Origin of the sequence: Niveibacterium microcysteis (assembly GCF_017161445.1) — a bacterium.
GTDB lineage: Bacteria > Pseudomonadota > Gammaproteobacteria > Burkholderiales > Rhodocyclaceae > Niveibacterium > Niveibacterium microcysteis.
In genome coordinates this window covers 3,342,481-3,357,275 of record NZ_CP071060.1, presented here as the reverse complement: position 1 = coordinate 3,357,275, position 14,795 = coordinate 3,342,481, and the positions used below count along the sequence as shown (strand labels likewise).

The window sequence follows — 14,795 nt, the reverse complement described above, 5'->3', positions numbered from 1 at the left end:
TCAGGCACAGGAGAATCAAAGCGAGTCGGCGGATGCTTGCTGGGTGCATGGCGATTGTCGAAGGTCTGCGTCCGGGCTGCGAACCCGGAATGGTTAGTCGAACAGATCGGCCTGCGGACCGGCTGTGCGTGGGGGACGAAACCCTGCGCAGTTTAGTGTGTCGCGGGTCTGGTTCAAACCGAGGCGCTCAACCGCGAGTGCGAAACGCTTGCGATACAGCTCGGCGAAAACGCCGCTACCTTTCATGCGCTGGCCGAAACGGCTGTCGTAGATCTGCCCGCCGTGCATCTGGCGCAATACGCTGAGCACATGCTCGGCACGCCCCGGCACGTGCTGTTGCAGCCACTCCGGAAAGAGCGTCTTTAATTCGTGTGGTAGGCGCAGCAGCACGTAGCCCGCATTGGTGGCGCCCGCTGCCTGGCTGGCCTGCAACACGGCTTCCATCTCATGATCGTTCAGCGCAGGAATCAGCGGTGCGAATAGCACACCGACCGGCACGCCCGCCTCATGCAGCGTACGCATCGCATCAAGGCGCCGGGCCGGCGTAGCCGCGCGGGGCTCCATCACGCGGGCAAGTTCGCGGTCGAGCGTGGTGATCGAGAACATCACATGCACAAGCTTGTCGCGCGCCATGTCGGCGAGCAGATCTGCGTCGCGTTCGATCAGCGCACCCTTTGTCACGATGCTGACCGGGTGTCTGGTTTCGCAAAGGACTTCGAGCAGGCGACGGGTGAGGCCGAGTTTGCGTTCGATCGGCTGCCAGGCGTCGGTGTTGATGCCGAGCGCGATGGGCCTGCACTGGTAGCGCGGGCGGGCCAGTTCACGCCGCAGCACCTCGGGTGCGTCGGGTTTCCAGAGAATCTTCGTTTCGAAATCGAGTCCGGCGGAGTAGCCGAGGTAGCTGTGCGTCGGGCGGGCGAAGCAGTAGCTGCAGCCGTGTTCGCATCCGCGGTAGGGGTTGATCGACAACTCGAACGGGATGTCGGGCGAGCGTGCCTCGACGATCACGCTCTTGGCCGTGTCGACGATCAATTCCGTCTTCGGCAGGGCGGCTTCTTCCTCCGCCGTCCAGCCGTCGTCGAAAGCCGCGCGCTGCCATTGTTCGAAGCGGCCGTCGGGGCGCGAAGCCGCGCCGCGCCCGCGTATCGGGACGCTCGGCGGCTTGGAGGGTGTGTCGTCCGTCATGCTGCGCTGCGGCGTTCTGGAAAATGTTGAGCTATAATCGTGCGCTCAATTCGGGATGTGGTTAAAAAAATTGCGCGCGGTCTTGCGCCCCATCTCCCGGCCGTCTGACCTGGAACCGGAAATTATGAACGCCTCAACCCGCCTGCACATCGACGACGTCCGCATCCGAGAAATCAAGGAACTGGTGCCCCCATCCCATGTTCTGCGCGAGTTTCCGGCCACGCCCCAGGCGGCGCAGACGGCGTATGACGCGCGCAGCGGCATCCATCGCATTCTCCATGGTCAGGACGATCGCCTGCTCGTCGTGATCGGCCCGTGCTCGATTCACGATACCGAGGCTGCCAAGGATTACGCCCGCCGCCTCAAGGCCGAGGCTGATCGTTTGAAAGACGATCTGCTGGTCGTGATGCGGGTGTACTTCGAGAAGCCGCGCACCACCGTTGGCTGGAAGGGCCTGATCAACGACCCGATGCTCGACGGCAGCTTCCGCATCAACGATGGCATCCGTATTGCCCGCGAGTTGCTGTGGGAGATCAACGAGATGGGCCTGCCCTGCGCGACCGAGTTCCTCGACATGATCACGCCGCAATACATCGCCGACCTGATCTCCTGGGGCGCGATCGGTGCGCGTACGACCGAGTCGCAGGTGCACCGCGAGCTGGCTTCGGGCCTGTCGTGCCCGGTCGGGTTCAAGAACGGCACCGACGGTAACGTCAAGATCGCGGTGGATGCGATCAAGGCTGCTGCCGCGCCGCACCACTTCCTGTCGGTGACGAAGGCCGGTCATTCGGCCATCGTGTCGACCGGAGGCAACGAGGACTGCCACGTCATCCTGCGCGGCGGCAAGACCACCAACTACGACGCCGCCAGCGTGGACGCGGCGTGCAAGGAACTGGCCGCATCAAGCGTGGCCGCCAAGGTGATGGTGGACTTCTCGCACGCCAACAGCAGCAAGAAGTACGAGCGCCAGATCGTTGTGGCGCAGGACGTTGCCGGCCAGATGGCTGCCGGTGAAGACCGCATCGTCGGTGTGATGGTCGAATCGCACATCAAGGATGGTCGTCAGGATCTGGTGCCGGGCAAGCCGCTGGAATACGGCAAGAGCATCACGGACGCCTGCATCGGCTGGGAAGACAGCCTGGGCGTGCTGGAAACGCTGGCCGCCGCAGTGCGTCAGCGGCGCGTTGCACGCGCTACCGACTGAGCGTGCTCACAGCATCAAAAAGGGCGCACTTCGGTGCGCCCTTTTTGTTTTGGGTCGGTCAGATCAGGTCAACTCGGCCGGGATCACGGCGCGGAGCACTGTCTCTGGCACGCCGTAGCGCTCGCGCACTCGGAACCACCACAGCGCGCCTTTCTTGAACGAAAGTTCGCCACCCGGTTGGCCAAGAAGCTCAGCGGCGACCTGGCCTAGCGTTGGCTGGTGCCCCACGATCAACACTGCACCACGTGCATCGGGCCAACCCGCGGCGCGCAGCAGATCTTCGGGCCCTGCCTCGGTGCCGACATCGGCGTTGATCTCATGCTCGCGACCCAGCGGGGCCACTGTCTGCCGGGTGCGGGTTGCGGGGCTGACAATGATCTTGAGCTTGTCGGGGGCATGGGTCTTGAGCCATGCCGCCATGCGTTCGGCCTGGCGCTGACCGCGCTCGGTCAGCTTGCGCTGTGCGTCCGGGTAGCCATCTTCCGCTTCGGCATGGCGCCAAAGCAGCAGGTCCAGCGTGTCGGGCTCGCTCATTTTGCGTTGCCTTTCTTCCAGGGGGCCGGGCTGCCGAGCAGGGCGTCGGCATCGACAAGCGCGTGGGCGCGCAGCTGCGCGATGCGTGGTGCGTGCCAACCCGCGGTGAATGCCCGCGCTGCGGCGAGCCCGGGGTCGCTGCCGGCAAGTTCGCCAAGCAGACGATTGCCCATCGCTGCGTCGTTGATCGCGCCCAGGCTCTCTTGCAGTTCCGCCAGCGCGCGTGCGTATTCCGGCACTTTTTGCGGCCACAGCGAGGCAAAGAAATCGAGGCCATAGCGCAAGCGTTTGAGCACGATGCGCAGTCGATGGAGCTGTGCCACATCGCCGGCAACCGCTTCAGCGAGGCTGGTGCGCGCGTCACGCCGCACCCGTTTCATGGCGCGACGTGCAACGCTGCCGACCAACTCGTCGGCGTCCGGTTTCAGTGCATGCAAGACCGCAGCGAATTCAAGTTGCGCACGGCCGCGTTCGGCGGAGGCTTCGATCTGCCGCAGGCTCGCGCGTTCGGTATCCCGATGGGCCTCGAGCGCGGCGACGAGGCGTTGCATGTCGCCGCCGACGGGGCCTTGTGTCGTGATCGGCGCGAGCAGGGTGTCCAGCACCACGTCGGCGTCGCGCGCCGCGCCAAGGCCGTTGGCGAGCGCGGCGAAGCGGGGCCGCCACTCCTGCGTCAGAGTGTTCGGCAGCGCGCGGCGGAACAACCCGAGCAAGGTGCGCAAGCGGCGTAGCGCCACTCGGGCCTGATGCACGTACTCGGGGTCGTCGAGGCGCAGTGCTAGGGCCTCATTCGTCTGCCACATCGCGAGTAGCTCGTAGGCAAGTTGCCGGAACGCCTCGCGTGCCTCGGTCTTGGCGCTGAGCGCTACCGGCCGGGCGCGCCGGGGGGCGGGCCTGAGGTTCTGGTACAGCTCATAACCGCGCTGCGCCTTGCTCGCGTCTTCGGGGCGCAAAGGCAAGTCGGCCGCGAGCCGGCAGGCGAGCGCATAGAGATCTTTGCCGTCACCGCTGACCAGTTCGAGTTCGAGTTCGCAGATCGGGCTGCTGCGGCCGCCAGCCTCAATCGTGCCCTCGTCGATCATCGCGAGGATCACGATACCGGGCGCGGGGGTCAGTCGCCGTGTCTGGCGGTGAAAGGTCGTTGTGAACACCGGCGCGAGTCGGCTACGGACGCTTTCTAGTTCGGTCCGCACATCCGGGATGTCGACAACGCTGAAGTCAAAGCGCTCGTCGCGGTAGGGGTGTTCCCACTCGGGTCGGCTGGCGAGGCCGCCCAGTGACGCGGCAGCGCATTTCACCGTCTGCAGCCAGCGCTCGCCATCCTTGCGCAAGCGAACCGCAATCTTGCGCGATCGCAGTTCAAGCCCGGGCGTGTCGAAGTAGGTGTTGAGCAGCACGCCGTCGGCGCCTTCAACCGGGGCGTCGGCAATCAGCGGGTGCGCGCGCAATGCGGGCAGCGCCTGCGCTGGTAGCGCGAGTTTGAGTTCGACTTCCTTGCTCATGGTCTCTGGTCGTTCCGCTTGCGGGGGCGTGCTTCAGTCTGCTTGCCAGTGACCGGACTTGCCGCCGAGTTTTTCGACGAGCCGGATCGCCTCGATCTGCATGCCGCGATCGACCGCTTTGCACATGTCGTAGATCGTCAGCAGCGCAACCGAGGCGGCGGTCAGGGCTTCCATCTCGACGCCGGTGCGGCCAACGGTCTCTGCGGTGACTTCGACTTCGACCGCCGATGCGGCAACGTCGGGCTTCAGGTCGACCGCAACACGCGTCAGCGGGATCGGATGGCACAGCGGGATCAATTCGGCCGTGCGCTTCGATGCCTGAATACCCGCGATGCGTGCGATGCCGAGCACGTCGCCTTTCTTCGCATCGCCGCGCAGGATCAGCGCGAGTGTTTCCGGTTGCATCGTGATTCGGCCGCGCACCCGCGCTACGCGGGTGGTTTCGCCCTTCGCGCCGATATCGACCATATGCGCTTCACCGCGCGCGTTGAAGTGGGTGAGCGGAGAGTCGGGGCTGTCGGGCATGGTGGGCGGGCGAGTGACGATGTCGGGCGACCGGAAGAGGAAGATTTGTTACCTTCTGTACCCCGGCACAAGGGCTGCGAAGGCCGCCCGGTATCATACCCTCATGAAAAAGCGACTGCTGGCGGGCCTGCTCGCCTTCCTGTTCTCCGTGCGCGTGCTGGCCGACGGCTTGCCCGATCTGGGTGATTCCGCGCAGGCCGACATCTCGCCGCAGATGGAACGCCAGATTGGCGCGGCGATCGTGCGCGAGATCCGCTTCGGTGACGCGCGCTATGTGGACGATCCCGAGCTGGAGGACTACCTCGAGCGCATCGGTTCGCGGCTAGTCGCCGTGAGCGCCACGCCGAGCCAGCAGTACCGCTACTTCGTGCTGCACGACAAGTCGATCAACGCCGCGGCAACCCTTGGCGGCGTGCTGTACTTCCATACCGGGCTGTTCGTCGCGGCGCAGTCCGAATCCGAGCTGGCCTCGGTGATGGCGCACGAAATCTCGCACGTGCAGCAGCGCCACATGGCGCGGATGGTCGCGCAGCAGCAGAACATGGGTTACATGATGCTCGCCTCGCTGGTACTGGCGATCCTTGCCTCCCGCTCGAGCGGCGATGCCGCAGGTGCAGCGCTTTCGGCGGGGCAGGCGGCGATGGCGAGCGCGCAGCTGGCGTATTCGCGCGACTACGAACGCGAAGCGGATCGCATTGGCCTACAGGTGCTCGACGCCGCGGGTTTCGACACGCGCGGCATGGTGAGTTTTTTCGAGCGTCTCGATCGCGCGACGCGGCTCTTCGATAGCGGCTCGTTTGCTTACCTGCGCTCCCACCCGCTGACCAGCGAGCGGATCGGTGATGTGGCCAACCGGGTGCAGCAACTGCCATATCGGCAAGTGGTCGATTCGATCGACTTCTCCTTGGTCAAGGCGAAGATCGAGAGCCTTGAGCAGGTGCCGGAAGACATCCTGACGCGCTTTGCCGGCGAGCCACCACAACGCGTGAATGCCGCTGCCGTCCATTGGTACGCACGCGGTCGCGCCCACCTTCGGCTCAACCAGGTCGCCGATGCGCAGAAGGATGTCGCTGCCTTGCGCAAGCTCGACCTCAGCAGCGCCATGGTCGATCTGCTTGATGCAGATGTGCACCGGGCCGCTGGCGCCAACATGGATGCGGTGCGCATCCTGCGGGCGGCGCGACAGCGTTTTCCGCAGAGCAGCGCGCTGGTCTACGGCGAGATTGATGCCCTGATGGCGGCCGGCAAACCCCGCGAGGCAGCGGCGCTCGCGAATGACCAGATCCGCTTCGACAGCGCCGACGAGCGGCTCTACAGCCGCCTCGCCAAGGCGAGTGCGGCGCAAGGCAAGCGCCTGTCGCAACATCGTGCCCAGGCGGAGGTCTACGTCCTGCGTGGGTCGCTCTACTCCGCGATCGAACAACTCACGCTCGGCCTTCGCGCGCGCGACGGCGATTACTACGAGAAGGCCGCCGCCGAAGCGCGCTTGGCGGAGCTGCAAGACCGGCGTCGTGAGCTGGAGAAGCAACAGCAACGATGACGTGCGCGGGGGCGGCGCGTGCCGCGCGCTAGAATGAAACTTCAGCCTTTACCTGTCTCGGGAGTCTTGGATGGACGTTAATCGCGATCTGGATGTGCGCGGGCTCAATTGCCCCTTGCCGATCCTGCGGGCGAAGAAGGCGCTTGCCGAAATGCACACCGGGGAGACGCTGCGCGTGGTCGCCACGGACCCTGGCTCGGTGCGTGATTTCCAGGCCTTCTGCCGACAGACCGGCCACGAGCTTGCATCGCACGCCGAAACGGCAGCGAAAGAATTCGAGTTCGTGATCCGCTGCAAGTGAGCTGAACTTCGTGCCGAACCCGTTTGGGAGCGGCCGGTCATAGCCAGACAGGCGGCCGCGATGCGGCCGTCGTTCATTCGTGGCACTTGGTGCCGAACCATCTGGGAGTATGCATGCACGTCCGTAGCGGCTTTTCGCGGGCCCTTGTGCTGGGGCTTTGGCTGGTAATCACACCTGCAGTCGGTTGGGCCGATGCGGCACCGGCTGCCGTCAGCGTTCCGCAAGGGATTCAGCGCGTGACCAGCGTGGAGGGCATCACCGAATACCGTTTGCCGAACGGCCTGCGGGTCTTGCTCGCGCCGGACGAGACCAAGCCCAGCACCACGGTGAATATCACCTATCTGGTGGGCTCCCGGCATGAACACTACGGTGAGACCGGCATGGCGCACCTGCTTGAGCACCTGATGTTCAAGGGGTCGAAGAATTTCCCCGGCAACACCATCGACTCCGAGTTCAAGCGCCGTGGCATGCAGATGAACGGCACGACGTGGTTCGATCGCACGAACTACTACGAGACGTTCACGGCCTCGGACGACAACCTAGACTGGGCTTTGCGTATGGAGGCGGACCGCATGGTCAATTCCTACATTGCGAAGGCCGATCTCGATTCAGAGATGACCGTCGTGCGCAACGAAATGGAGTCTGGCGAGAACAATCCGGGCCAGATCCTGTGGGAAAAGATGGCGGCCGCAGCCTACCAGTGGCACAACTACGGCAAATCGACGATTGGCGCGCGTGCTGACGTCGAAGGCGTGCGCATCGAGAATCTGCAGGCGTTCTACCGCCGTTACTACCAACCGGACAACGCGGTGCTGACCGTGACCGGCAAGTTCGATGCCGCTGCCACGCTGCAGAAGATCGCCAACTACTTCATGCCGATTGCGCGGCCTGCGCGGGAGCTGACGCCGACCTGGACACGCGAACCGGTGCAGGACGGCGAGCGCGAAGTCGCGCTGGCGCGGGTGGGTGACATACAGCTCGTTGGCACTCTCTACCATGTGCCGGCGGGCTCACATCCGGATACCGCGGCGCTCTCATTACTCTCATACATACTCGGTGATGCGCCGAGCGGCCGCTTGCACAAGGCCCTGGTGGAGCGAGGCAAGGCGGCGAGCGTCAGCGCCTGGAACTTCGAGTTGGCCGAGCCGGGCTACATGACCTTCTTCGTGCAACTCACGAAGCAGCAGTCGCGCAGCGAAGCCCGCAAGATCCTCGTCGACGTGGTCGAGAACCTCGCGCGCAAGCCGATCACCCAGGCCGAACTCGATCGCGCCCGCGTTGCCCTGCTCAATGGCTTTGAGAAGACGCTCAATGATCCGGCGCATTTCGGCGTGGGCCTGTCCGAAGCCATTGCGCTTGGTGACTGGCGACTGTTCTTCCTCGGGCGCGACCGTATTGAACAGGCAACGCTTGCCGATGTGCAGCGGGTTGCCAACGCCTACTTCAAGGCGTCAAACCGGACTTTTGGCCAGTTCATCCCGACCGACAAGCCGGTGCGGGTCGACGTGCCCGAGGCGCCCGCGCTCGCCGGCGTGCTGGATGGCTACCAAGGCAAGGAGGCCCAAGCAGCAGGTGAGGCCTTCGATCCGTCGCCGGAAACCATCGAAGCGCGGGTTCATCGCAGCGCGTTGCCGAATGGCGCAAAGATCGCCCTGCTGCCCAAGCGCACCCGCGGCAACACGGTGCATGGCCAGATCGTGCTGCGTATGGGCAATGAACGTTCCTTGGTGGGGCAGGAAACCGTTGCTGACTTCACTGCGGCGATGCTGACGCGGGGTGCTGGCGGTCAGAGCCGTCAGCAGATTGCGGACGCGCTCGACGCGATGAAGGCGCAGTTGTCCATTTCTGCGCAGGACGGCAACGCTGTTTTGATCAGTTTCGAGACGCGCCGTGACAAGCTTGCTGCCTTCCTCGATCTGCTCGAGCGCGTGCTGCGCAAGCCGGAGTTCCCGGCTGCCGAGCTTGAGCAACTCCGCACCGAGTCCCTCGCAGGGCTTGAGAGTGGTCGCCGGGAACCGCAGTCGGTCGCGATGCGTGCGATCGGCCGCTACGACAACCCATGGCCCAAGGGCGATGTGCGCTACGTTGGCACGGTGGACGAAGAAATCGCCGACATCAAGGCGGTGACACCCAAGGCACTGTCGGCCTTCCATCGGCGTTTCTACGGCGCCAGTAACGCGCAGGCAGCGCTGGTGGGGGACTTTGACGAGGCCGCAACCAAGGCACAGCTCACCCGCCTGTTGGGCTCGTGGAAGTCCGGCGAGTCCTACGCGCGCGTGCCGCAGCCGTTCCGCCAGAAGAAGCCGACCGAGATCTCGCTCGAAACGCCGGACAAGGCGAACGCCTTCTTCATCGGCGGATTGACGATGCCGCTGCGCGACGACTCTGCCGACTACCCGGCCGTGGTGCTTGCCAACCAGATCCTGGGCGGTGGGGCGGGTCTCAAGAGCCGGCTGGCAGATCGCTTGCGGCAGAAGGAGGGCCTGAGCTACGGTGCGGGATCGGCGCTGCGCGCCAACGCCCGTGAGGAGAACACCGGGCTCGTGCTTTACGCGATTTACGCGCCGCAGGGCCTGCAGCGTTTGCGCACGGCCTTGGACGAGGAGCTTCAGCGCTTCGTACGCGATGGTGTCAGCGAAGAAGAGCTGAACGAGGCGCGCACCGGGCTGCTGCAGCAGATCTCGCTCGGCCGTACTCAAGACGGTGGCTTGGCCGGCCTGCTCGCCGGGCAGCTCGATCTGGGGCGTTCGATGAGCTTCGAGCGGCAGCGCGAAGACCGCCTCAACGCGGTGACGCTCGAGCAGGTGAATGCTGCGATTCGCAAGTATTTCGACCCGGCCAAGCTGGTTCAGGTATTCGCAGGCGACTTCAAGGCGACCGCGAAGTAGTGAAGGGCGCCGCGCCGGTGATCCTGCGCGCGGCGACTATAGTGACGGCAGCAGAAGTGTTGTTCGTGTGACGACGTGAATGACAAGGAGAGCCAAATGCGCATCACCCACGCAAGCGTTTCATCCCTGATCGCAGCCACGGCTGCAGCCTGTTTGATGATGTCCGGTGCTGCGCTCGCGGCGGCCGAGAAGGACGAAAAGAAGGCGGACCCCTGTGCCGCACTGCCTGACGTTGTGAAGCTGGACGGCGGCAAGCATTCGCTCACCCGCAAGGGCGACCGCTGGCTGTTGAAGGCGCCTACGCCGTATGTGGATCAACTCGTGTATCAGGATGAAGGGCCAGACCGCCGCATCTACCGCTTCAAGCGTTGGACGAGCAACCAGTATTCCTGCTGGGATACCGGACAGACGGGCAAGTAACACCCTCGCCGCTTGATGCGGCGCCGTCGCATAGCATTCGCGGGGGCGCCGCCACGGCGTTCTGTACGTGCAAAAAAAGAGCGCCGCTGCGTCCCCCCACGCGATGCGGCGCTAGCCCCCGGGTCATAGACCCGGGAAGTGGCTTCTTGGACCTTCTACACAGTTGGCTTCTGTGACCGGGTGGCTCCCAGGGGTTCAGTGGTCCTTCTTATCAAAGAACTGCTCATCCTCGGTCGAGCCCTTCAGTGCCGCGGTTGAGGCATCGCGTTCGATCGTTGTCGTAACAGCGTCGAAGTAGCCGGTGCCGACCTCGCGCTGATGCTTGACCGCGGTGAAGCCGCGCTCGGCTGCGGCGAACTCGTTTTCCTGCAGTTCGACGAAGGCCTTCATTTGCTCGCGGGCATAGCCGTAGGCGAGGTTGAACATCGAGTAGTTCAGGCTGTGGAAGCCGGCCAGCGTGATGAACTGGAACTTGTAGCCCATCGCGCCGAGTTCCTTCTGGAACTTCGCAATCGTCGCGTCGTCGAGGTTCTTCTTCCAGTTGAACGACGGCGAGCAGTTGTAGGCCAGCATCTTGCCCGGGAACTTCGCGTGGATCGCCTCGGCGAAGGCCTTGGCATAGGCCAGATCCGGCTTGCCGGTTTCACACCAGATCAGGTCTGCGTACGGCGCGTAGGCGAGGCCGCGCGAGATCGCCTGCTCCAGGCCCGGCTTGGTACGGTAGAAGCCTTCGATGGTGCGCTCGCCGGTGCAGAACGGCTTGTCGGTGTCATCGACATCGCTGGTGATCAGGTCGGCGGCTTCGGCATCGGTACGCGCGACCAGCACCGTCGGCACGCCCATCACGTCGGCGGCGAGGCGGGCTGCGACGAGCTTTGCGACCGCTTCACGCGTCGGCACCAGCACCTTGCCACCCATGTGGCCGCACTTCTTTACCGAGGCGAGCTGGTCTTCGAAGTGCACACCGGCCGCGCCGGCTTCGATCATCGACTTCATCAGCTCGAAGGCGTTCAGCACGCCGCCGAAACCGGCTTCCGCATCCGCAACGATCGGTGCGAAGAAATCGACATAGCCTTCGTCGCCGACGTTCTTGCCTTCCGACCACTGGATCTGGTCAGCACGGGTGAAGGTGTTGTTGATGCGCTTGACCACCATCGGCACCGAGTTGGCCGGGTAGAGCGACTGGTCGGGATACATCTCGCCAGCGAGGTTGGCGTCGCCGGCGACTTGCCAGCCAGACAGGTAGATCGCCTTCAGGCCGGCCTTCACTTGCTGCATCGCCTGGTTGCCGGTGAGGGCGCCCAGCGCGTTAACGAAGGGTTCGTTGTTGATCAGGGTCCACAGCTTTTCAGCGCCGCGGCGGGCGAGAGTGTGCTCCACCTGAACCGAACCGCGCAGGCGCACGACATCCTCCGCGGTGTAGCCACGCTTGATGCCTTTCCAGCGCGGATTCTCGGCCCATTCCTTCTTCAGAAGCTCAACTTGCATGTCGCGGTTCATGGTGTTCCCCCTACAGAACTTGCGTCGTCCAATTTCAGCTCACGCCTCGAACGAGGGTTTGCTGTTCCCGTTGATGAGCAGTATAGGCAGCTTGATGGTCAGTAGCAATATGTCTTATATAAGATATAAGAAAAAATGTTGACCAATAAAAACAACGAGTTGCGCTTTGTGTTTCGTGATGTGGGATGGGTTGGCGTAAAATGAAACGGACGTTTGAATTATTCGACGCCGAGCGTTGCACAGCAGACGCGGCGCTCGGGCACAAAAAAGGGCGCGAATCGCGCCCTTGTCTCGAAGCTGGTGCCGTCCGCTCAGTCGAGCGCGGACTCGCTGACGAGGATGCCGTCTTCATCGGCGTAGACCCACTCACCCGGTTGGATGCGGACCCCGCCGAAACTGATGGTCACATCAATCTCGCCCACGTTCCGTTTCACGCTCTTCTGCGGGTGCGTGGCCAGTGCCATCACGCCGAGGTCGAGCGTCGCGATGGCGAGCGAGTCACGGATGCAGCCATGCACGACCACGCCAGCCCAGGTGTTGCGGACGGCCATTTCGGCGAGCTGATCGCCGAGTAAGGCGCATCGGAGTGAGCCCGCACCTTCGATCACCAACACCCGACCGTAGCCCGGTTGCTCGAGCATCTTGCGCACGAAGCTGTTGTCTTCGAAAACCTTCAGGGTCGTGGCGGGGCCGGCGAAGCGTTTGCGCCCGCCATAGTGCCGAAGGATCGGAGCGAGTATGCGAAGTCGTCCCGCCGTGATCGCTTCTTCGTTTGCGTCGCACAAATCCGTGGTCTGGAAACTCATCTGAACCTCCCCGGGTGGCTGCATGAAATCCTGTTCAGCATAACGCCCGGCGCCCGGAAAAGAAAAAGGCCGCCTTCCGGCGGCCTTTGGATGCCTTGCACGCATCGCATCAGACGTGCGCTGATTCCTTTTCCTCTTCAAAGGCGAGGGCGACCTTGCCGTCGCTGCCAACGTCGATCGTCACATGGCCGCCATCGACCAGGCGGCCGAACAGCAGCTCGTCGGCCAGCGCGGCGCGGATCGTGTCCTGGATCAGGCGTGCCATCGGGCGAGCACCCATCAGCGGATCGAATCCCTTGCTCGCCAGCCACTCACGCAGTGCATCGGTGAAGCTTGCCTCGACCTTCTTCTCGGCCAGCTGACCTTCCAGTTGCATGAGGAACTTGTCGACGACCTGCAGGATGATCTCCCGATCGAGCGGTTTGAACGAGATGATCGCGTCGAGCCGGTTGCGGAACTCCGGCGTGAACAGGCGCTTGATCTCGACCATCTCGTCGCCCAGTTCGCGCGTTTGCGTGAAGCCCATCGTGGCTCTCTGGATCGTCTCCTGCCCCGCGTTGGTGGTCATGATGATGATCACGTTGCGGAAGTCAGCCTGGCGGCCGTTGTTGTCCGTCAGCGTCCCGTGGTCAAGCACCTGAAGCAGGATGTTGTAGATGTCCGGGTGCGCCTTTTCGATCTCGTCGAGCAGCAGCACGCAATGCGGCTTCTTGTTGATCGCCTCGGTCAGCAGACCACCCTGATCAAAGCCAACGTATCCCGGCGGCGCCCCAATCAGGCGGCTCACCGCATGCCGCTCCATGTACTCGGACATGTCGAAGCGCACCAGCTCGATTCCCAGCGTATAGGCCAGCTGGCGAGCGACTTCCGTCTTGCCGACGCCGGTTGGCCCGCTGAACAGGAAGCCCCCGATCGGTTTCTGCGGATTGCCGAGGCCGGACCGCGACATCTTGATCGCCTTGGCCAGCGCATCGATTGCAGCGCTCTGGCCAAACACCACGTTCTTCAGATCGCGATCCAGGTTCCGAAGCGCGGTCTTGTCGTCGGACGACACGCTGCGCGGCGGGATGCGGGCGATCTTGGCGACGATCTCCTCAATCTCGCCCTTGCCGATGGTCTTCTTCTGGCGGGACTTCGGCAGGATCCGCTGTGCGGCACCGGCTTCGTCGATGACGTCGATCGCCTTGTCCGGCAGGTGGCGGTCATTGATGTAGCGCGCCGACAACTCGGCCGCACAGGTCAGCGCGGCGTGCGAATACTTCACGCCGTGGTGCTGCTCGAAGCGCGACTTGAGGCCCTTGAGGATCTCGATCGTTTCCGGCACCGACGGCTCATGCACATCCACCTTCTGGAAGCGGCGTGACAGTGCGTGGTCTTTCTCGAAGATCTGGCGGAACTCGTTGTAGGTGGTTGCGCCGATGCACTTGAGCTGGCCGCTGGAAAGCGCCGGCTTGAGCAGGTTGGAGGCGTCCAGCGTGCCGCCCGACGCCGCACCGGCACCGATCAGCGTATGGATCTCGTCGATGAACAGGATCGCGTTGTCGGTCTCGACCAGCGCCTTCAGCACCGCTTTCAGCCGCTGCTCGAAGTCACCGCGGTACTTGGTGCCGGCCAGCAAGGAGCCCATGTCCAGCGCGAACACCTGGGCATTTTCAAGGATCTCGGGCACGCGCCCTTCGATGATGCGGCGCGCAAGGCCCTCCGCGATTGCGGTCTTGCCGACGCCAGCCTCACCGACCAGCAGCGGGTTGTTCTTGCGGCGACGGCACAGCGTCTGGATCACGCGCTCGATTTCCTTGTCGCGACCGATCAGCGGGTCAATCTTGCCCACCAGCGCGGCCTGGTTCAGGTTCTGCGTGAAGTTTTCCAGCGCACCGTTGGTGCTGGCGGTTTCCTGTTCGCCTTCACCCTGTTCGGACTCGGATTTGTCCGACTGCGGTTTTTGCGAGGGCTGCGGCGTCTTCGTGATGCCGTGGGAAATGAAATTCACCACATCCAGCCGGGTAATGCCCTGGCGGTTGAGGAAGTAGACCGCGTGCGATTCCTTTTCGCCGAAGATCGCGACCAGCACGTTGGCGCCGGTCACTTCCTTCTTGCCCGAGGATTGCACATGCAGGATCGCGCGCTGGATCACGCGCTGGAATCCGAGGGTCGGCTGTGTGTCGATGTCTTCTTCGCCACCCACGGTGGGGGTGTGTTCTACGATGAACTGCGTGAGCTCACGGCGCAGTTCGTCGGTATTCGCGGCGCAGGCGCGCAGCACCTCCGCCGCTGAAGGGTTGTCCAGCAGCGCCAGCAGCAGGTGCTCGACGGTGATGAACTCGTGACGCTTCTGGCGTGCTTCCACAAACGCCATGTGCAGGCTGACTTCTAGTTCCTGGGCGATCATC

12 protein-coding genes are annotated in these 14,795 nt (G+C 63.7%); 5 read left to right on the top strand and 7 right to left on the bottom strand.

The annotated features are described in order from the left end of the window. Positions 1–93 precede the first annotated feature (93 nt). A complete protein-coding gene (locus tag JY500_RS15200; RefSeq protein WP_206253682.1) occupies positions 94–1,185 on the bottom strand; it encodes a PA0069 family radical SAM protein in 1,092 nt (363 codons plus the stop codon). Between the two features lie 124 nt (positions 1,186–1,309). On the opposite strand from JY500_RS15200, the gene aroG reads away from it, so the two are divergent. Beyond that, positions 1,310–2,389: a 3-deoxy-7-phosphoheptulonate synthase AroG gene (gene aroG / locus JY500_RS15195; RefSeq protein ID WP_172197692.1), complete on the top strand. Its 1,080-nt coding sequence runs from the start codon at positions 1,310–1,312 to the stop codon at positions 2,387–2,389. 63 nt (positions 2,390–2,452) lie between these two features. Here the strand turns inward: aroG and JY500_RS15190 are convergent, their stop codons facing one another. The 3 genes from JY500_RS15190 to moaC are packed head-to-tail and all read right to left on the bottom strand — an operon-like array spanning position 2,453 to position 4,950. Further along, entirely contained in the window at positions 2,453–2,905 is a 453-nt protein-coding gene (locus JY500_RS15190) for a SixA phosphatase family protein (RefSeq protein ID WP_206256508.1), read from the bottom strand. 14 nt (positions 2,906–2,919) lie between these two features. Further along, positions 2,920–4,425, bottom strand: a complete 1,506-nt coding sequence (locus JY500_RS15185; protein WP_206253681.1) for a CYTH and CHAD domain-containing protein — start codon at positions 4,423–4,425, stop codon at positions 2,920–2,922. Between the two features lie 33 nt (positions 4,426–4,458). After that, positions 4,459–4,950, bottom strand: coding sequence for a cyclic pyranopterin monophosphate synthase MoaC (gene moaC / locus JY500_RS15180; RefSeq protein WP_172197698.1), 492 nt, complete (start codon positions 4,948–4,950; stop codon positions 4,459–4,461). 103 nt (positions 4,951–5,053) lie between these two features. On the opposite strand from moaC, the gene JY500_RS15175 reads away from it, so the two are divergent. From JY500_RS15175 to JY500_RS15160, 4 genes are all read left to right on the top strand, one after another. Then, positions 5,054–6,490: a M48 family metalloprotease gene (locus tag JY500_RS15175; protein WP_206253680.1), complete on the top strand. Its 1,437-nt coding sequence runs from the start codon at positions 5,054–5,056 to the stop codon at positions 6,488–6,490. Positions 6,491–6,560: 70 nt separating this feature from the next. Then, complete coding sequence (locus JY500_RS15170) at positions 6,561–6,791, top strand: sulfurtransferase TusA family protein (RefSeq protein ID WP_172197704.1); 231 nt, start codon at positions 6,561–6,563, stop codon at positions 6,789–6,791. A 113-nt stretch (positions 6,792–6,904) separates the two neighbouring features. Then, entirely contained in the window at positions 6,905–9,679 is a 2,775-nt protein-coding gene (locus JY500_RS15165; protein ID WP_206253679.1) for a M16 family metallopeptidase, read from the top strand. A gap of 96 nt (positions 9,680–9,775) precedes the next feature. Beyond that, positions 9,776–10,099 (top strand): hypothetical protein, encoded by a 324-nt coding sequence (locus JY500_RS15160; protein WP_206253678.1) that lies wholly within the window; start codon positions 9,776–9,778, stop codon positions 10,097–10,099. Between the two features lie 195 nt (positions 10,100–10,294). On the opposite strand, the gene aceA is transcribed toward JY500_RS15160, so the two are convergent. From aceA to clpA, 3 genes are all read right to left on the bottom strand, one after another. Next, complete coding sequence (gene aceA, locus JY500_RS15155; RefSeq protein WP_172197713.1) at positions 10,295–11,599, bottom strand: isocitrate lyase; 1,305 nt, start codon at positions 11,597–11,599, stop codon at positions 10,295–10,297. A 311-nt stretch (positions 11,600–11,910) separates the two neighbouring features. After that, on the bottom strand, positions 11,911–12,405 hold the full coding sequence (rraA, locus tag JY500_RS15150; RefSeq protein ID WP_172197716.1) for a ribonuclease E activity regulator RraA: 495 nt from the start codon (positions 12,403–12,405) through the stop codon (positions 11,911–11,913). Positions 12,406–12,514: 109 nt separating this feature from the next. Next, positions 12,515–14,794 (bottom strand): ATP-dependent Clp protease ATP-binding subunit ClpA, encoded by a 2,280-nt coding sequence (clpA, locus tag JY500_RS15145; protein ID WP_172197719.1) that lies wholly within the window; start codon positions 14,792–14,794, stop codon positions 12,515–12,517. Position 14,795 lies beyond the last annotated feature (1 nt).